At 48.0% G+C, this 18,519-nt stretch carries 15 protein-coding genes; 13 read left to right on the forward strand and 2 right to left on the reverse strand.

Translation table 11 applies throughout. The features are described from left to right. Positions 1-158: 158 nt before the first annotated feature. The 9 genes from ltnD (at position 159) to ACWA5Z_RS02650 (ending at position 10,109) form a co-directional block, all read left to right on the forward strand. Positions 159-1,058 (forward strand): L-threonate dehydrogenase, encoded by a 900-nt coding sequence (ltnD, locus tag ACWA5Z_RS02610; protein WP_431053773.1) that lies wholly within the window; start codon positions 159-161, stop codon positions 1,056-1,058. A gap of 2 nt (positions 1,059-1,060) precedes the next feature. Further along, a complete protein-coding gene (otnK, locus tag ACWA5Z_RS02615; RefSeq protein ID WP_431054275.1) occupies positions 1,061-2,311 on the forward strand; it encodes a 3-oxo-tetronate kinase in 1,251 nt (416 codons plus the stop codon). Beyond that, entirely contained in the window at positions 2,308-2,952 is a 645-nt protein-coding gene (gene otnC / locus ACWA5Z_RS02620; RefSeq protein WP_431053774.1) for a 3-oxo-tetronate 4-phosphate decarboxylase, read from the forward strand. The genes otnK and otnC overlap by 4 nt, the downstream gene beginning before the upstream one ends. 1 nt (position 2,953) lies before the next feature. Beyond that, positions 2,954-3,730 carry an HPr family phosphocarrier protein gene (locus tag ACWA5Z_RS02625; protein ID WP_431053775.1) on the forward strand — a complete coding sequence of 259 codons (777 nt, stop codon included), beginning with the start codon at positions 2,954-2,956 and terminating at the stop codon, positions 3,728-3,730. Between the two features lie 13 nt (positions 3,731-3,743). Further along, complete coding sequence (gene denD, locus ACWA5Z_RS02630; RefSeq protein WP_431053776.1) at positions 3,744-4,691, forward strand: D-erythronate dehydrogenase; 948 nt, start codon at positions 3,744-3,746, stop codon at positions 4,689-4,691. 11 nt (positions 4,692-4,702) lie between these two features. Continuing rightward, complete coding sequence (locus ACWA5Z_RS02635) at positions 4,703-6,175, forward strand: GntT/GntP/DsdX family permease (protein WP_431053777.1); 1,473 nt, start codon at positions 4,703-4,705, stop codon at positions 6,173-6,175. 71 nt (positions 6,176-6,246) lie between these two features. Next, entirely contained in the window at positions 6,247-7,608 is a 1,362-nt protein-coding gene (locus ACWA5Z_RS02640) for an alpha/beta hydrolase-fold protein (RefSeq protein ID WP_431053778.1), read from the forward strand. Between the two features lie 16 nt (positions 7,609-7,624). Beyond that, positions 7,625-8,314: a cyclase family protein gene (locus ACWA5Z_RS02645; RefSeq protein WP_431053779.1), complete on the forward strand. Its 690-nt coding sequence runs from the start codon at positions 7,625-7,627 to the stop codon at positions 8,312-8,314. Further along, entirely contained in the window at positions 8,301-10,109 is a 1,809-nt protein-coding gene (locus ACWA5Z_RS02650; RefSeq protein WP_431053780.1) for an alpha/beta hydrolase, read from the forward strand. The genes ACWA5Z_RS02645 and ACWA5Z_RS02650 overlap by 14 nt, the downstream gene beginning before the upstream one ends. Positions 10,110-10,161: 52 nt before the next feature. Here the strand turns inward: ACWA5Z_RS02650 and ACWA5Z_RS02655 are convergent, their stop codons facing one another. Further along, positions 10,162-10,692, reverse strand: a complete 531-nt coding sequence (locus ACWA5Z_RS02655) for a gluconokinase (RefSeq protein ID WP_431053781.1) — start codon at positions 10,690-10,692, stop codon at positions 10,162-10,164. 286 nt (positions 10,693-10,978) lie between these two features. On the opposite strand from ACWA5Z_RS02655, the gene ACWA5Z_RS02660 reads away from it, so the two are divergent. The 4 genes from ACWA5Z_RS02660 to hemN all read left to right on the forward strand — a co-directional run bounded on the left by ACWA5Z_RS02660 (position 10,979) and on the right by hemN (position 15,269). Continuing rightward, positions 10,979-12,328, forward strand: coding sequence for a GntP family permease (locus ACWA5Z_RS02660; RefSeq protein ID WP_431053782.1), 1,350 nt, complete (start codon positions 10,979-10,981; stop codon positions 12,326-12,328). Between the two features lie 537 nt (positions 12,329-12,865). Further along, positions 12,866-13,450 (forward strand): Der GTPase-activating protein YihI, encoded by a 585-nt coding sequence (gene yihI / locus ACWA5Z_RS02665; RefSeq protein WP_431053783.1) that lies wholly within the window; start codon positions 12,866-12,868, stop codon positions 13,448-13,450. Beyond that, entirely contained in the window at positions 13,450-13,893 is a 444-nt protein-coding gene (locus tag ACWA5Z_RS02670) for a DUF2489 domain-containing protein (protein ID WP_431053784.1), read from the forward strand. The genes yihI and ACWA5Z_RS02670 overlap by 1 nt, the downstream gene beginning before the upstream one ends. Positions 13,894-13,901: 8 nt before the next feature. Further along, a complete protein-coding gene (gene hemN / locus ACWA5Z_RS02675) occupies positions 13,902-15,269 on the forward strand; it encodes an oxygen-independent coproporphyrinogen III oxidase (RefSeq protein ID WP_431053785.1) in 1,368 nt (455 codons plus the stop codon). Between the two features lie 55 nt (positions 15,270-15,324). Here the strand turns inward: hemN and carB are convergent, their stop codons facing one another. After that, the gene (carB, locus tag ACWA5Z_RS02680; RefSeq protein ID WP_431053786.1) at positions 15,325-18,519 is read right to left on the reverse strand and encodes a carbamoyl-phosphate synthase large subunit; all 3,195 of its coding nucleotides are present in this window, start codon (positions 18,517-18,519) and stop codon (positions 15,325-15,327) included.

Consider the following 18,519-nt stretch of genomic DNA (forward strand, 5'->3'; position numbering starts at 1 on the left):
GGTAACAAATCCAAATATTGATTTAAAAAACCCAAATATTCACAATAAATAACATTAATTGTGAATATTTGTGATCCCCATCGCAGTTTTCCTTTCCTAATTCAGGCATTATACGCTAACCAAATGACTATTAACGTTAAATTGAACGGAGATTTTTTATGAGCTATTCAGTTGCAGTCGTCGGTCTCGGCGCAATGGGCATGGGCGCAGCCCTTTCTTGCGTCAAAGCCGGTTTAGATACTTATGGCATTGATTTAAACCCTGTTTTATTGGAAAAACTAAAACAAGCAGGGGCAAAAGAGACGGCGGCTAATGCCGATCAATTTGCTCACAAACTGGACGCAGTATTGCTGCTGGTGGTCAATGCCGCCCAAGTCAAAGCTGTCTTATTCGGCGAAAACGGGCTTGCCGCCAAACTTAAACCCGGTACGGCGGTGATGGTGTCTTCTACCATATCTGCACAAGACGCCAAACAGATCTCACAAAAATTAACAGAATTAAATCTGGTGATGTTGGACGCTCCGGTCTCCGGTGGCGCGGCAAAAGCGGCGCAAGGCGAGATGACCGTGATGGCTTCCGGCTCAGTTGCCGCTTTTGAGAAGTTGCAACCGGTGCTAAGTGCGGTCGCGGGCAAAGTGTATAACATCGGCGAAGAAATCGGCTTGGGTGCGACGGTGAAAATTATTCACCAACTGTTAGCCGGCGTGCATATTGCCGCCGGTGCGGAGGCCATGGCACTGGCGGCTCGCGCCGGCATTCCGTTGGACTTAATGTATGACGTGGTCACCAACGCCGCCGGTAATTCTTGGATGTTCGAAAACCGTATGAAACACGTGGTGGACGGCGATTATAGCCCGCTCTCGATGGTCGATATCTTCGTCAAAGATTTAGGGCTGGTCACCGACACCGCCAAATCGCTGCGCTTCCCGCTGCCGCTTGCCAGCACCGCATTTAATATGTTCACCTCCGCCAGCAACGCCGGTTACGGCAAAGAGGACGACAGCGCCGTGATCAAAATTTTCGACGGTATCACCTTGCCGCAACAAGAGGAGAAATAATGATGTTAGGTGTGATTGCAGATGATTTTACCGGCGCAAGCGATATTGCCAGTTTCTTAGTCGAAAACGGGCTGCGTACGGTGCAAATGAACGGCGTGCCGCAACGAGCATTGCAAAGTGCGGTTGACGCCGTGGTCATTAGCCTCAAATCCCGTTCCAATCCGGCGATCGAGGCGGTACAACAATCGTTACAAGCCCTGAACTGGCTACAAAACAACGGGGCGACCCAGTTCTATTTTAAATATTGCTCCACCTTTGACAGCACCGCCAAAGGCAATATCGGTCCGGTCACCGATGCGCTATTAACCGCACTTGATACCGATTTCACCGTGATCAGCCCGGCGTTGCCGATTAACGACAGAACCATTTTTAACGGCTATCTGTTTGTCGGACAAACCTTGTTAAATGAATCCGGCATGCAAAACCACCCGATCACCCCGATGACCGACGCCAATTTAGTGCGTTTGATGGACGGACAAGCCAGCGGCAAAACTGGCTTGGTCAGCTATGCCGAGGTGATTCAAGGCGCAGAAAAGGTCAGACATTGTTTCGAACAACTCAAACAGCAAGGCTGCCGCTACGCCGTGGTCGATGCAACTGACAATTCGCAGCTGGCGGTGTTGGCGGAGGCGGTTGACGATTTCAAACTGGTGACCGGCGGATCGGGCTTGGCGGCATATATGGCGGCGCATAAAAGCAAAACAAAGGCGACACAAGCGGCAAAAACCGCACTTTTGCCAAGCAAAGCCAAAAGTGTGATTCTGTCCGGCTCTTGCTCCGTCATGACCAATAAACAGGTTGCCGCTTACCAATCACAGGCCGCCCACCGTTTGCTTGAGGTGGAACAGAGTTTGAATAATCCGAACTATGCCGAGGAATTATGCCAATGGGTGCTTGCGCATTTGGACGACGCCCATGCACCGATGGTGTATGCGACTGTGCCGCCGCAAGAATTAAAAGCGATTCAGCAACAATTCGGCGCAGACAACGCCAGCCATGCGATTGAGCAAACTTTCGCCCAGTTGGCTCGCAAATTAAAACAACACGGGGTTAAAAACTTCATTACCGCCGGCGGTGAAACCTCGAGCATTGTGGTGCAACAACTCGGCTTTGACGGTTTCCATATCGGCAAACAAATCGCGCCGGGCGTGCCTTGGCTCAAAGCGCTGGATGAAGAGATTTTCCTGGCGCTGAAATCCGGCAACTTCGGCAGTGAAAACTTTTTTGCCTATGCGCAGGAGATGTTTGTATGACCGCACTTTCATCTGAACAACAGCTAAAACAGGAGTTGGTGCAACTGGCTCGTTCATTATATGAACGCGGTTATAGCGTCGGCGGTGCCGGCAATATTTCCGTGCGCCTGAGTGGTAACCGTTTTTTAGTGACCCCGACCGGCTCGTCGTTAGGGCGTTTAAAGGCGGAAGATTTATCCGTGCTGGATAGCGACGGCAACTTACTGGAAGGCAAAAAACCCTCGAAAGAATCGGTGTTTCACTTGGCGATGTACCAACGCAACCCCGAATGCAACGCCATTGTCCATCTGCATTCCACTTACCTGACCGCACTTTCCTGCTTGGACGGTTTAGACAGCGACAACGCCATCAAAGCCTTCACCCCCTACTATGTAATGCGGGTCGGCAAACTGGCGGTGATTCCTTACTACCGCCCCGGCTCGCCGGAAATCGCACGCGAATTAAGCGCAAGAGCGCTGGACGGCAAAGCGTTCCTGCTTGCCAACCACGGTGTGGTGGTCTGTGGTGAAGATTTATTCGACGCAGTGGATAACAGCGAAGAATTGGAAGAAACCGCCAAACTGCTGTTCCTGTTAAAAGGGCAAAACGTCCGTTATCTGACGGATGACGAAGTTAATGATTTGAAAAACAGAGGAAAATAAGATGCCTAAGTTTGCTGCAAATTTATCCATGATGTTTACCGAACTGCCGTTTCTTGATCGTTTCGAGGCGGCGGCACAAGCCGGTTTCAAGTATGTCGAATACCTGTTTCCCTATGAATATCCGAAAGAAACGTTAAAAGCCAAACTGCAACAAAACGGCTTGCAACAAGTGCTGTTCAATACTGCCGCCGGTGATGTGCAAGCCGGCGAGTGGGGCGTTTCCGCCATTCCGGGACGCGAAGCCGACAGCCGGCGCGATATTGATCTGGCATTGGAGTATGCGTTGGCACTCGACTGCCCGAATGTGCATATTATGTCCGGCGTCGTCCCGCCGGGCGAAAATTATGCCAAATACAAACAAACCTTTATCGACAACGTACGCTATGCCGCCGATAAATTCAAACCGCACGGCATCAAAATTTTATTGGAAGCCCTCAGCCCGCAAGTCAAACCGAACTATCTGACCGCCAGTCAATTCCAGACGTTGGAGCTGGTCGAGCTGATTGATCGCGACAACGTGTTCGTGCAGTTGGATTACTTCCACGCACAAAATGTGGACGGCAACCTGACCCGTTTAACCGAGCGCTTAAACGGCAAATTCGCCCACGTGCAAATTGCCTCCGTGCCGGATCGCCACGAACCTGACGAAGGCGAAATCAACTACCGACACCTCTTCGCCAAACTGGACGAAATCGGTTACGACGGTTGGGTCGGTTGTGAATATAACCCGCGTGGCGTGACCACCGAGGGTTTGTCTTGGTTCGAACAGTATAAATAATGGGGGTTCAAAAATGAAAATTGTAATTACCGGCGGTCAGGGCTTTTTAGGGCAACGGCTTGCCAACATGTTGTTGCAACAACATTCGATTCAAATTCAAGAACTGATTTTAGTTGATGTGAACGAACCGGTTATTCCGAATAATGACAGCCGCGTTCGCAGCATTAAAATGGACTTGCGCCATCCTGACGGTTTAAATGAAATCATTACCCAAGACACAAGTGCGGTATTCCACTTGGCGGCGATTGTCAGCAGCCACGCCGAAGAAGATCCGGATTTAGGCTATGAAATCAATTTCCTCGCCACTAAAAATCTGTTGGAAGCCTGCCGCAGGGTTAATTCGAAAATCCGTTTTATATTCTCCAGCTCTTTAGCGGTTTACGGCGGTGATTTGCCTGACGTGATCAGCAACAGCACCGCCGTCACGCCACAATCCACTTACGGCACACAGAAATCGATGTGTGAACTGTTAATCAATGATTACAGCCGTAAGGGGTTTGTCGATGGCATTGCGGTACGTTTGCCGACAATCTGTATTCGTCCGGGCAAGCCAAATAAAGCCGCTTCGTCATTTGTCAGTGGCATTATCCGCGAACCACTGAACGGAGAACATTCCGTTTGTCCGGTGGCAAAAGAATTACTGCTGTGGATCTCAAGCCCGAATACCGTGATCCGCAATTTTATCCATGCCCTGACGTTACCGCCATTGACCTCACGAGACTGGCATGTCATCAATCTACCGGGCTTTACCGTCAGCGTTGAGTCCATGTTACGCGATCTTGCCGCGATTAAAGGAGAAGCCGTTTTAGAAAAAATCGAATTCCAATTTGATAAAAAAATTAATGATATTGTCGCCAGTTGGCCGGCGCGCATTGATTGCAGCCAAGCGGCGAAATTAGGCTTTTATGTCGATAACAACTTTAGCGATGTTATCCATCAATTTATTCAGCATGACTTATAGGAGATAACCCTATGTTTGGATTACCGATTCCCATTATTGGTCTTATTGTTGCCGTTGCCGTACTGGTTTATTTAGTCTTAAGAACCCGCGTCCATGCCTTTATCGCGATGCTGATTGCCTCCGCAATTGCCGGGATCGTCGGCGGGTTGAATGCCACCGAAACGTTGGGGGTGATTTCCAAAGGTTTTGGGGGCACGCTCGGCAGTATCGGGATCGTAATTGGTCTCGGCGTGATGATGGGCAGTATTTTAGAAGTATCCGGCGCCGCCGAAAAAATGGCATACAGCTTTATTAAATTCTTAGGCAAGAAAAAAGAAGAGTGGGCATTAGCCATCACTGGTTATGTGGTCAGCATTCCGATTTTCGTTGATTCCGCTTTCGTCATTTTATACCCGGTCGCCAAAGCGTTGGCAAAAAATGGTAAACGTTCGCTCTTGACCTTAGGGGTCGCCTTGGCTGGAGGTCTAGTGGTCACCCACCATACCGTGCCGCCAACCCCCGGTCCGTTAGGTGTCGCCGGACTATTCGGTGTCGATATCGGCGCAATGCTGTTAATCGGCATGGTATTCGCTATTCCGGCTGTTATCGGTATCGTCCTGTATGCCAAATGGTTGGATAAAAAATATCCGGACTTTAACCAACAAGCTTTCACCGATGAAGAATTAAAAGAAAAATACGACAGCTATATCGAAAGCAGAGAGAAGAAAAACCTACCGGGCTTAGGCATTTCCATGCTACCGATCGTGTTACCTATCGTCTTGATCTTTATTAAAGCGATTGTCGATTTAATGGCAAAACAAGCGCAATTTGCTTGGATTTTAGATTCAACCCTTTATCAAGTGATCGCCTTTGTCGGCAGCCCGATCATCGCCTTAGCCCTGAGTGTTTTGGTCTCAATCTATGCATTATTGCCAAATGCCGACAAAAATACCACCGCACTTCACTTAGAAGAAGGGGTGAAAACCGCAGGGATTATTTTACTGGTGACCGGTGCCGGCGGTGCATTGGGTGCGGTATTACGCGACAGCGGTGCGGGTCAACAATTAGCGGAACAAGTGGCTAATTTGCCGATCTCGCCAATTTTAATTCCGTTTATCGTTTCGACTTTAGTCCGCTTTATCCAAGGTTCGGGTACGGTTGCGATGATCACCGCCGCTTCGATTTCCGCTCCGATCTTAATGGAAATTCCAGGTGTCAATATGTTGCTTGCCGCTCAAGCCGCCACCATGGGCTCGCTGTTCTTCGGTTATTTCAATGACAGTCTGTTCTGGGTAGTAAACCGGATGATGGGTATCAACGATGTGAAAAAACAAATGATTGTCTGGTCTATCCCGACCACTATCGCTTGGGCAATTGGCGGAACAGCCGTGATTTTATCCAACTTGGTTTGGGGACAAGACGGTTCAATCTTCGACTTAGTCTTCCCGCTGGGTGTACTAGCGCTGATTCTCGTTTACGTCCAAACACAAAACAGGAAACTTTAAGCCACACTTTAAACGGGTAATCATTTGATTACCCGTTTGCGTTTTTAATCTCTCTTATCAGGATGGTTGCCATGTTTAAATCTCTTTTTATTGCTTTATTCTCTCTCATCGTTTCACCCTATGTCAGCGCAGATACAACGCCGGATCAACCGCAACAAACCAAATCCGTTCAGGCGACCTTAATCACCGAAGTCAGCGCCAAAGGACAAAAAATCAGCGCAATTAGCTTGGAGTATGAGGATAACTTGCTGAGTGGCGATGAGTTACAAGATCTTTATCAAGTCGAAGTGCGGTTGGATAATCAAACTCAAGGGACTCGGCAAATCCTCCGAGCTTATAGTAACGATAGACCGGAACCCGCACTTAGACCCAATGCCGGAAAATATCTGATTCTTGAACTCAATAAATGGGATAAAAATGCCGATTTATATTCGCTAAAAACCGAAAATAGCGAACCGATGTCATTCCGTGCCAAAAATGAACAGCAAGAAATTACGCAGCGTGAAATCGTACAAAGCAACCGCATACCGCAATTTTATCAAGAGCGGTTGGAATATGTGATTCAGCGGCAAGGTTTGCTCAAATTAACCAATGGCAAAACCCTTGCGCCTGAAACGGTCAAGGTAACGGCCGCACCACAAAACGTTAAAAATCTGCTTATCGATCAATTCGCCGCCAATCAAGTCTATTTAAACGACCCTAAAAATAATCTGCATTATCGACTGTATTCTCCCCAACCAATATCCGATCAGAAAAAATATCCTTTGACGATTTTTCTACATGGCTCCGGGCAACTAGGAACGGATAATACGGCACAGCTCCTCTCCAGCGCAGGCGCGATTTCAACCTTAAACTATGAAGACGGCTTTGTCCTTGCGCCGCAATATGCCGGCGTTTTCGACCCCTTTGATGACGTACAAAAAGGACAACGCGGCGGCGTACATTGGCAGACGGAAAATCGTCGTGCATTACTGTTGGCGATGATCGATAAAACACTCCAAGAGAATCCGCAGATCAATCCTGCGCGGATTTATTTGGTCGGCTTATCACGCGGTGCCGAGGGCGCACTCTACCTACTGCTTGATAGACCGCACTTTTTTGCCGCCGCATTACTGATGAGCGGACGCGAAGCTTATTCCGTCGAATGGATCGACGGCAACGCAACCGTAGAAAATCTAGCCTCACTCGCCAACACCCCGATTTGGTTTTTTCACAGCAAAGAAGATAAAGTTTCCCCGGTTGCCGGTTCTCGGATTAACTATCAAATTCTTCACCAACAACTTAAAAACCCACACGTCCGTTATACCGAATTCAGTTTTAATAAGGCCTACGATAACGGCATTTTGAATAATAATCCCCACAACACATGGGACGCGGTATTTAATAGCCCGGAAGCGAACCTTTGGCTTTTACGGCAAAAAATGCCGAACTAAATTAAAGGAGTGATTTATGCCATATCAATTATTATCTCACCCACTCGATATCCATGATCCGGGATTTCCCGGAGAACCGACGATGACGCTTGAAACCTGCACGAATATCAATAACGGTGATGTTTACAACAGTTCCAAAATTCATTTATTTAACCATTTTGGTACACATTTTGATGCACCCAATCATTTTAATCCAAATGGAAAAACTATCTCTGAATTACCATTGGAGCAATTTATTTATGAGAAACCACTGTTAATCGATCTGCCTAAAAAAGAAGCCGATTTAATTGAGCCAGAAGATCTCACACCTTATTTAACTCAAATTCAGCAAGCGGATTGTTTAATTATTCGCACCGGATTAGAAAAAATCCGCGCTTCTTCACCACAAATTTATGCGGCTAGAGGCTGTGCCGTGAGTATTAATTGCGCGCAATATTTAATTGACTATGCGCCGAATTTAAAAGCTATCGGTTTTGATTTTATTTCCCTTGCTTCGCCATCAAATCCTGAGCATGGAGTAAAAGCCCATCAAATTATGCTCGGCATGTTCAGTTCGCATTTTATTTGTATTATCGAAGATATGAAATTAGCTGCACTTAACCCCCAAAATCTACGGCGGATTTTTGCCTTGCCACTGCTGGTAAAAGGCATTGACAGCGCGCAAGTGACTATTCTTGCCGAAATTGGAGGCGATGATGAAAACTAAAAACCTTTATTTTGCGCTCTTATTCGCATTACTGTCTTTTGGCAGTGCCTATTTTGCGTCATTGATCGAAAAGGATTTCGGACGTATTGACGTGCAGACATTCAGCATTATGACGGAAGAAATGCAACCGATGGCGGTAAAATTATACCGTCCGATCACCGCCACCGCAGAAACCCCTGCGCCCGGATTGCTCGCCCTGCATGGTTATCAAAGCGATAAAGAGGCGACCAGTACATTTGGCGCATTGGAATTAGCCAAACGCGGATTTGTTATCTTGGCAATCGATCAGTTCGGACACGGTTTCTCAACCACTTTACCGGCAAGTAACAAAACAATGAGTGGTTCGAATAATGGCTATCAATATCTAAAATCACTGCCATTTGTGGATCAAAATGCACTGGGTATTTTTGGACACTCCACTGGCGCGCTGAATGCTATCCGCGTGGCAAAACTGAATCCCGATCATAAAGCAGTCAATGGCTTAAGTAGCAACGGCGGTGATCCAACCATTAATAATTACCTTTTAACACAAGGGCTTTATGAAGAAATCGGCGGCTATCGCGAAAGAGAGTTTCCTGTCAGCGAGCTGATTAATAATAAAAATCGGCAAACGGTATTTTCACAGCCGGAAGGCGTACCGTTAAAATGGGCGCATACTTACGGCAATTTTCAAGATGGCAGTGCCAGAAGAGTGGATTTAGTCAAGGGAACGCATCTTGGCGTGATGATTGCCGAAGAGAGTAATCGCAAGGCAATCGAATGGTTTAATGCTACATTACAAAATGGCGATAAAACCCATTGGCTTGACAGTGAAAAACAAACCTATTGGTATAAAGAGTTTGCCGGTTTAACCGCACTTTTTTCCGCGCTGATTTCCGCTTTATTTCTTGCCAGCGGATTATTAAAAACAACCTATTTTTCTCATATAACACAAGCCGTCAGCGACAAAACAGCGGTTAATCCTAAAACATGGCGGCTATTTGCAGCCTTGAATATCCTCTTAACCATTATTCTTTATCCCTTATTAACACAGTGGGGCGGAGCAAACGAACCATTGGCTGCAATATTACCGTTCATGCCGCTAGAAATGGGCAATGGCATTATTACTTGGCTTACGCTAAGTGCGGTATTAAATATCGCGTTTTTCCTGCTTTGGCGAAAATCCAACCCGCACTTTTCTACCGCACTTCAAGCCGAATTCGGCATTTTTAGCCGTCAGCGCGGTATTCCGACCAAAACTATTATCACACGCTTTTTTACACTGAGTATCATCTTAATCGGTTGGTTATATCTGTTGGCTTCTTTTGTTTATTGGTATTGGGGCGTGGAATTACGCTTTTTATGGCCGTTTTTAAAACCACTCACACCGGAACGGTTTAATTTATTTTTAATTTATTGGCTGCCAATTCTATTATTTTTCTATGTATATAACGGACTGATATTAAACGTTCAAATGAAATCAAAAACGTATAATAGCTTTACTTCAACGTTATTAATATGGACATTAAAATCCATATTTATCGCAGTTAGTGGATTAATCATGCTTTGGTTATTCCATTTCATTCCTAATTTTATGCAAATAGGACCGGGATTCGATTTAATCGGACTACCACAATTCGGCGGACGTTGGATGATGATGTTAGCCGTGATTATTCCGCAATTTATCGTCTTATTATTGATTAATAACTGGTGCTATTTAAAAACCGGATATATTTATCTCGGCGCATTTTTCTGCTCATTATTAATGACATGGATTTTAGTCGGCGGACAAGTGATAGGACGTTTTTTAGCCTAACCAACTTGATCTAAATGCCGAATCACACTCGGCATTTTTCCCCATGTTTTCACTACAACAACGGCTTCAACGCCCTTTCGCAGCGCGCCACCACGTCCTCAAACGAGCCGTCGATGTCGATAGGGATGACATCGGGTTCGTCTTGTTGCGGCACTTCCAAGGTGTCGAACTGGCTTTTCAGCATCTCGGTTTTCATGTAATGCCCTTTGCGTTGTTGCATGCGTTGCAGCACTAAATCGAAATTCCCTTGCAGAAACAGGAATTTGACATGTTCGTTACCGTCACGGATTAAATCACGATACTGTTTTTTCAGTGCCGAGCAGACGATAATCCCGATTTCGCTTTTTTGCTCCAAACTGAACGCCGCATCGCGAATCCGTTCCAACCACGGCGCGCGATCATCGTCGTTAAGCGGCTGCCCTGCCCCCATTTTAAGAATGTTGGCACGCGGGTGCAGATCATCACCGTCAATCAATTTAATCCCCAAGCGTTGCGCCAGTGCCGTGCCGATTGAGGTTTTGCCGGTGCTGGACACCCCCATCAAGATAAAACTTTTGCCCTGTTTTTGCTCTGTCAATGCCATAAGTGGACTCCTTCAATCGTTTTTATTTTTTAACATACCTTAAATTGCATAAAATAGTTACCTGTAACAATCAATATAGTGATCTAAATCACGTTTTATCTCCTCTCTTCAGAAAAGAAAACCTATTTCAAGGCTAGATTTTTGAAGTAGATCGCAAATTTTCACTTTTCTACTAAATATCCCTTTACCGCACTTGGGTTAAAATATATGTTATCGGTAACTTTTAGTGATAACGTTCATAGAAAGTGGCTTGTCCTCGTAATTAACCGTTTAAAAGGATATGACTATGCTGATTTTTACCATGCTTGCGGCAATTTTGTTATTGCTGATCCTGATTATTAAATTCAAAGTTCATGCGTTTGTTGCGCTGATTATCGTCAGCTTGCTGACCGCGCTTGCCACCGGCATTCCGGTGGATAAAATTCTGCCGACGATGTTGGGCGGCTTCGGCGGCACATTAGCCTCGGTGGCGCTGTTGGTGGGCTTGGGTGCGATGATCGGTCGCCTGTTGGAGATCACCGGCGGTGCAAAAGTGTTAGCCGATACGTTGATTAATAAATTCGGTGAAAAAAATGCGCCGATGGCGTTGGGTGTCGCCTCATTGCTATTCGGTTTTCCAATCTTTTTCGATGCCGGTTTGGTGGTGATGTTGCCGATTATTTTCAGCGTGGCGAAACAATTCGGCGGCTCGCTGTTCCGTTATGCGTTTCCGGCTGCCGGTGCGTTTGCCGTTATGCACGCCTTTCTGCCGCCGCACCCGGGGCCGGTCGCGTCCGGGGATTTGCTGGGTGCCAATATGGGCTTATTGGTGCTGGTCGGCTTGGTGTGTGCGATTCCGACTTGGTATATCGCCGCCTATTTATACGGTACGTTTTTAGGCAAAAAAATGCATTTGGATCTGCCAAAAGCCTTTTTAAATGCCAATGCGATTAATGAAACCGCCCCTCTCAATCCGCCGAGCTTCAAAAAGGTGTTGCTGATTTTATTGCTGCCGCTGTTTTTGATTATGCTGGATACCGTACTAAACACCCTCACTGTCACCAAAGTGGTGGACGGTGCGGAATTGTGGGTGCAAACCTTACGCTTCTTGGGTAAAACCCCGATTGCACTGTTGATCACCTTAATCGTGTCGATTTTGTTACTCAAAGGACAACGCAGCTACGAGCAAATCGAGAAAATCTGTGATAATGCGCTTGGTCCGATTTGTGCCATCGTGTTGGTCACCGGCGCCGGCGGTATGTTCGGCGGCGTGTTGCGTGCCAGCGGTATCGGTGATGTTTTGGCGGAAATGTTGTCCGATACCGGCATGCCGGTGATTGTCGCCGCCTTTATCATTGCCTTGGCATTGCGCGTGGCGCAAGGCTCGGCAACCGTTGCGCTAACCACCGCCTCCGCCTTGATTGCCCCGACCGTTGCCGCGACCACCGGCTTAAGCGCGTTCGATTTATGTTTTATCGTAATCGCCATTGCCTCCGGCGCGACCGCGTTCTCCCATGTGAATGACTCCGGTTTCTGGTTGGTCAGCCGCTTCTTGGAAATGGACACCAAAACCACCTTGAAAACCTGGACCGTGATGGAAACCCTCATCGGCTTTGTCGGCTTCGGCATTGCGGTTATCGGCAGCATTTTACTTTAACCCCTCCGCTCTCAACCGCACTTTGGTTTATAAAGTGCGGTTTAGTATCGCTGACAAAGACTAAATAATTTGATTTTTATGATAAAAGCAGGGGCGGATTATATATCCGCCCCAAGCTGATGACAAAGTCTCTTTCTCTAATAATTTCCCTCCCTCCGTATACGAAGAGAGATGTCCGAAGGACGGAGGGAGGCATAAATCATTTTAAAAATAAATATGTTGCATTTTCATATTACACCTCCCTCCCCATTTTTCTTACGAAAAACGGTGCTCCCTCCGCCCGCGGAGGGAGAGAAGTCAGTTTGTCAACAATCTCGGGCGGATATATAATCTGCCCCTACACTGCCTTATCAGCGACCTTTGTCAATCATCTCAACCGCACTTTGGCTCATAAAGTGCGGTTTTGTCTTTAATAGCTCATGGCAATTTCTGCATTTAGCTGATTTAATTCCGTGTGAAAGTGCGGTATGAATGGTACAATTTGCGCTTAATTTTCGTGAATAATCACAAACCCCAAGAATAGAGTAAGAGAACGACATGGCTCGCCAGAAGAAAACCCGTAAAATCAGCGACGTAATGCCGGTGCGCAAAACCGACGCCAAACCCGTCGCGGCACAAGTGAAAGCCAAAAAGGGACGCAAACCGACTCGTTATGAGCTGGACGTGTTGGCGCGTGAAGAAAAACGCAAGAAAAAACGCAAAGGCTTGAGTGCCGGCTCGCGCCACAGTGCGGCGGAAAGCAATAATCACAAGCAAAGTGCGGTCAAAGGCGATCCGCGCGTCGGCAGCCGTAAAAAAATTCCGTTGATCATCGAAATGGTGAATAAGCCGGAAAAAGGCAAAGTGATTACGCCGATCAAACCTGAACCGACTGAAGTCAAGAAAATCGATCCGATGTTGGAGTTGGAGCAGCTGGAAAACAACGAATGCTTGAACGAGTTGCTGGATCAACTCGATGCAGGCAAAATCCTTTCCGTTAAAGATCAACAATTTGTTGATGAGTGTTTAAGCCGCATTGCGCAGCTAATGCAAGAATTGGGCTTGAGCGAGGAAGAAGACGAGGACAGCGATGACGCGCTGTACCGCACTTTCAACACTATTGATATTAATAAATTCCGCTAATGAACTGGTCATTGATTTTATTGCTGATCGCCATTGCCATCATTGTCGGCTTGGCAAGTTATGCCGCTTGGCTGCTGTTGGCATTACGCAAGCAGAAACAAAAAATTGCCGCCGCACGGCAAAAACGCAAAGATTTCACCTTTGACAGCGTGCAAATTATCGCCAAGGCGATGTTGAATGACGACTGTAATTTATCCGAAGGTGTCATCCGCTTAAACGCGCTGCTGCCGGGACTAATGCCAAATGCGCTCGAAAAATACCACGCCATGCAGCAGCTGTATCAAGTGGTGATGGATATGCCGACCCACGAAGCCCGCCGAGCCTTGCCGAAAAACCAGCGTATGCGCTTGGATTTAACCCGTGAAAGCAGCGAAGTCGAATTAGAAAGCAAAATAAAATTAGAACTGCGCCAATTGTTGAGTGATCTGGAAATACAAAAATAGGAAACCGAATGTCTGAAATCGAGTGGGATCTCAATCTGATTCAAAAATATAACCAGTCCGGTCCGCGTTATACGTCGTATCCGACCGCACTTGAGTTTAACGATGGCTATAGCGAACAGGATTTTTTACAGGCGGCGAGCCGTTACCCTGAGCGCCCTTTGTCGCTGTATGTGCATATTCCGTTTTGTCACAAACTTTGCTATTTCTGCGCCTGTAACAAGGTCATCACCCGTCATCAGCATAAAGCGGATATTTATCTGGATTATTTGGAAAAAGAAGTCAAAGCGCGCGCCGCATTATTTACGGCGCGCACCGTGACCCAAATTCACTGGGGCGGCGGCACCCCGACCTATTTAAGCGAAGCCCAATCTTCCCGTTTAATGCAGATGTTGCGCGATCATTTCCGCATTTCGCCGGAAGCGGAAATCAGCATTGAAATGGATCCGCGTGAAATCGAGCTGTCGATGCTGGATCACCTGCGCCAAATCGGTTTTAACCGTATCAGCATGGGTATTCAGGATTTTAACAAAGACGTGCAAGCGGCAATCAACCGTATTCAAGACGAAGAGTTTATTTTCTCACTAATGAAAAAAGCGCGCGAGTTGGGCTTCACCTCGACCAATATCGACTTGATTTACGGCTTGCCGTTCCAAACGGTCGAGAGTTTTATGGCGACGCTAAAACGGGTTAGCGAACTGAATCCGGATCGCATGAGCGTGTTTAACTACGCCCATTTGCCGTCGCGTTTTGCCGGACAGCATAAAATCAAAGACGACACCCTGCCGCCGCCGAACAGCAAATTAACCATTTTGCAAAAAACCATTGAAACCCTGACCGGCGCAGGCTACCGCTTTATCGGCATGGATCACTTCGCCAAACCGGACGACGAATTGGCAATCGCGCAACAAAACGGCGTGCTGCACCGCAATTTCCAAGGCTACACCACGCAGGAAGAAGCGGACTTGCTCGGCTTGGGCGTGTCGGCAATCAGCTTAATGGGCGATCATTATGCGCAAAACCAAAAAGAGCTGAAACAGTATTACGCCGACGTGGAAGATCACCAAAACGCGCTGCACAAAGGTTTCGCCATGAGCCGAGAAGACTGCCTGCGCCGCGATGTGATTAAAGCCTTGATCTGCAACTTCCGTTTGGATTACGCGCCACTGGAACAGCAGTACGGTATTGATTTCAAACGCCATTTTTCCGAAGATTTGGCATTGTTAAAACCGTTGGCGGAAGACGGTTTGCTGATCCTTGGCGACAGCGCACTTGTCGTTTCCGCCAAAGGACGCTTACTGATTCGCAACATCTGCCTCTGCTTCGACACCTACTCACGCCAATTGGCGAAACGGCAACAGTTTTCAAGGATTATTTAGTTTTATCTCGACATCAAGTGCGGTTCAGACCGCACTTTCACTTTCTTATTGCGTATTAATTCATCTCCTGCAAACGATAAACTTCGGTATCGTTCAGACTTTTCAGCCCTTGGCTGATCGCTTCCGCGCCGGCGATGGTGGTGTACACCGGAATGCGTTGTTGCAGTGAGTTGCTACGGATGGAATGGCTGTCGGCAACCGATTCCGGCATACTGCCGACGGTGTTGATCACCATCGCGATTTCACCGTTTTTGATTGCGTCGACAATGTGCGGGCGGCCTTCGCGCACTTTGTTGACGATCTGCACGCCGATACCGTGTTCGCGTAGGAATTTTGCCGTGCCTAAGGTCGAACATAAGCCGTAGCCCAGGTCCTGCAGGCGTTTGGCGATGTTGACCAATTTCGGTTTATCGGCATTTTCCACCGATAAGAAGATTTTACCCAGTTTCGGCAAGCGTTCGCCGGCACCGATTTGCGCTTTCAAGAATGCTTCGGAGAAAGTTTTGCCCACGCCCATCACTTCGCCGGTCGAGCGCATTTCCGGTCCTAAAATGGTATCCACGCCCGGGAATTTAATGAACGGGAACACCGCTTCTTTGACCGAATACAAATTCGGGATCACTTCTTTGCTCACGAACTGCTGTTTCAAGCTGATACCTGCCATCACCCGTGCGGCGATTTTCGCCAAAGGTACGCCGGTGGCTTTGCTCACGAACGGCACGGTGCGCGAGGCACGCGGATTGACTTCCAACACATAAATGGTGTCTTTTTGTACCGCAAACTGCACGTTCATCAAGCCGACCACTTGCAGCTCAAACGCCATTGCCGCCGTTTGACGACGGATTTCATCTTGGATTTCCGCACTCAGCGAATACGGCGGCAGGGAACACGCCGAGTCGCCGCTGTGGATACCGGCTTGTTCGATATGCTGCATAATGCCGCCGATCACCACCTCTTCGCCGTCGCAGATACAATCCACATCGACTTCAATCGCGTCATTCAAGAAGTGATCGAGCAGAATCGGGCTATCATCGGACACACGCACCGCTTCGCGCATATAGGTTTGCAACTCTTCATCGTTATACACGATTTGCATTGCACGTCCGCCCAAGACATACGACGGGCGCACCACCAGCGGATAACCGACTTCGTTTGCCAGTTTCAGCGCTTCTTCGCTGTTACGCGCGGTGCGATTCGGCGGCTGTTTCAGGTTCAGGCTATTCAGCACCTGTTGGAAACGCTCACGGTCTTCCGCGGCGTCAATGCTATCAGCCGATGTACCGATGATATGCACGCCGTTTTCGTGTAACGCATTCGCCAATTTCAGCGGAGTTTGCCCGCCGTAATGCACGATCACGCCATGCGGTTTTTCAATGTGGATAATTTCCAGCACTTCTTCCAAGGTCAACGGCTCGAAATAGAGGCGGTCAGAGGTGTCGAAATCGGTCGAAACCGTTTCCGGGTTACAGTTCACCATAATGGTTTCGAAGCCGGATTCACGCAGCGCAAGGGCGGCGTGTACGCAGCAGTAATCAAACTCAATCCCTTGTCCGATTCGGTTCGGACCGCCGCCTAGAATCATAATTTTCTTGCGGTCGCTCGGATTGGCTTCGCACTCTTCTTCATAGCAAGAATAGAGATAGGCGGTATCGGAAGCGAACTCGGCGGCACAGGTATCAACCCGTTTATACACCGGGTGGAGATTAAGCTGATGGCGTAAATCGCGTACCGCTTTCTCACTGCATTGCACTAACTGCGCGATACGCTTATCGGCAAAACCTTTGCGTTTCAAACGGCGCAGCTCGGCGTAATCCAGATCCGCCAGCGTTTTTTTCTCCAGTGCCAGTTCTTCCTGCACCAAATCACGAATTTGCACCAAGAACCACGGATCGATTTTGGAATAGTGATACACATCTGCCAAATCCCAACCGATACCGAACGCATCGGCAACGTACAGAATCCGTTCAGGGCCCGGATTGGATAATTCGGTCCGCAATTTTTCCATATCTTCGGTTTTCAGATTGAAACCGCAAATACCGGTCTCCAAACCGCGCAGGGCTTTTTGCAACGACTCTTGGAAGGTGCGCCCCATCGCCATCACTTCGCCCACCGATTTCATCTGAGTGGTGAGGCGATTATCCGCTTTGGGGAATTTTTCAAAGGCAAAACGGGGAACTTTGGTCACCACATAGTCAATCGACGGCTCAAACGAAGCCGGAATTAAACCGCCGGTGATATCGTTGCGCAGTTCATTTAAGGTGTAACCAACCGCCAGTTTCGCCGCCACTTTAGCAATCGGGAAACCGGTCGCTTTCGAGGCAAGGGCGGAAGAACGGCTGACGCGCGGATTCATTTCAATCACGATCATTTCGCCGTTTTCAGGGTTGATCGCAAATTGCACGTTCGAACCGCCGGTATCCACGCCGATTTCACGCAACACCGCCAACGAAGCGTTACGCATAATTTGATACTCTTTGTCGGTCAAGGTTTGCGCCGGGGCAACGGTGATGGAGTCGCCGGTATGCACGCCCATCGGGTCGAAGTTTTCAATCGAGCAGATGATAATGCAGTTGTCCGCTTGGTCTCGCACCACTTCCATTTCATACTCTTTCCAGCCCAACACCGATTGTTCGATCAGCAGTTCGTGAGTCGGCGAGGCATCAAAACCGCGTTCGCAAATCGCGTTGAATTCGTCTTTGTTATAGGCAATCCCGCCGCCTGAACCGCCCATGGTAAACGACGGACGAATCAGAGTCGGGAAGCCGACTTCCGCCTGCGCTTTCCACGCCTCTTCAACGCTGTGGCAAACAAAGGATTTCGGCGTATTCAAACCGATTTTGGTCATCGCCTCTTTAAAGCGACCGCGATCTTCCGCTTTATCAATCGCATCTTCTTTCGCGCCGATCAGCTCGACATTATATTTTGCCAACACGCCGTGTTTCGACAAATCCAACGCACAGTTAAGTGCGGTCTGCCCGCCCATGGTCGGCAGAATCGCGTCCGGGCGCTCTTTGGCAATAATTTTTTCCACCGTTTGCCAGGTGATCGGCTCGATATAGGTCACGTCCGCCATATTCGGATCGGTCATAATGGTCGCCGGATTGGAGTTCACCAACACCACTTTATAACCTTCTTCACGCAACGCCTTACACGCCTGCGCCCCTGAATAGTCAAACTCACACGCCTGCCCGATCACAATCGGACCCGCGCCAATAATCAAAATTGTGTTTATGTCCGTACGTTTTGGCAT

This window comes from Testudinibacter sp. P80/BLE/0925 (genome assembly GCF_053570785.1).

Coding starts and splice junctions, on each gene's coding strand:
- carB (WP_431053786.1), bottom strand. CDS start 18,519: ATGCCAAAACGTACGGACATAAACACAATTTTGATTATTGGCGCGGGT.
- ltnD (WP_431053773.1), top strand. CDS start 159: ATGAGCTATTCAGTTGCAGTCGTCGGTCTCGGCGCAATGGGCATGGGC.
- denD (WP_431053776.1), top strand. CDS start 3,744: ATGAAAATTGTAATTACCGGCGGTCAGGGCTTTTTAGGGCAACGGCTT.
- otnK (WP_431054275.1), top strand. CDS start 1,061: ATGTTAGGTGTGATTGCAGATGATTTTACCGGCGCAAGCGATATTGCC.
- ACWA5Z_RS02645 (WP_431053779.1), top strand. CDS start 7,625: ATGCCATATCAATTATTATCTCACCCACTCGATATCCATGATCCGGGA.
- ACWA5Z_RS02670 (WP_431053784.1), top strand. CDS start 13,450: ATGAACTGGTCATTGATTTTATTGCTGATCGCCATTGCCATCATTGTC.
- yihI (WP_431053783.1), top strand. CDS start 12,866: ATGGCTCGCCAGAAGAAAACCCGTAAAATCAGCGACGTAATGCCGGTG.
- ACWA5Z_RS02635 (WP_431053777.1), top strand. CDS start 4,703: ATGTTTGGATTACCGATTCCCATTATTGGTCTTATTGTTGCCGTTGCC.
- ACWA5Z_RS02655 (WP_431053781.1), bottom strand. CDS start 10,692: ATGGCATTGACAGAGCAAAAACAGGGCAAAAGTTTTATCTTGATGGGG.
- hemN (WP_431053785.1), top strand. CDS start 13,902: ATGTCTGAAATCGAGTGGGATCTCAATCTGATTCAAAAATATAACCAG.
- ACWA5Z_RS02625 (WP_431053775.1), top strand. CDS start 2,954: ATGCCTAAGTTTGCTGCAAATTTATCCATGATGTTTACCGAACTGCCG.
- ACWA5Z_RS02640 (WP_431053778.1), top strand. CDS start 6,247: ATGTTTAAATCTCTTTTTATTGCTTTATTCTCTCTCATCGTTTCACCC.
- ACWA5Z_RS02660 (WP_431053782.1), top strand. CDS start 10,979: ATGCTGATTTTTACCATGCTTGCGGCAATTTTGTTATTGCTGATCCTG.
- otnC (WP_431053774.1), top strand. CDS start 2,308: ATGACCGCACTTTCATCTGAACAACAGCTAAAACAGGAGTTGGTGCAA.
- ACWA5Z_RS02650 (WP_431053780.1), top strand. CDS start 8,301: ATGATGAAAACTAAAAACCTTTATTTTGCGCTCTTATTCGCATTACTG.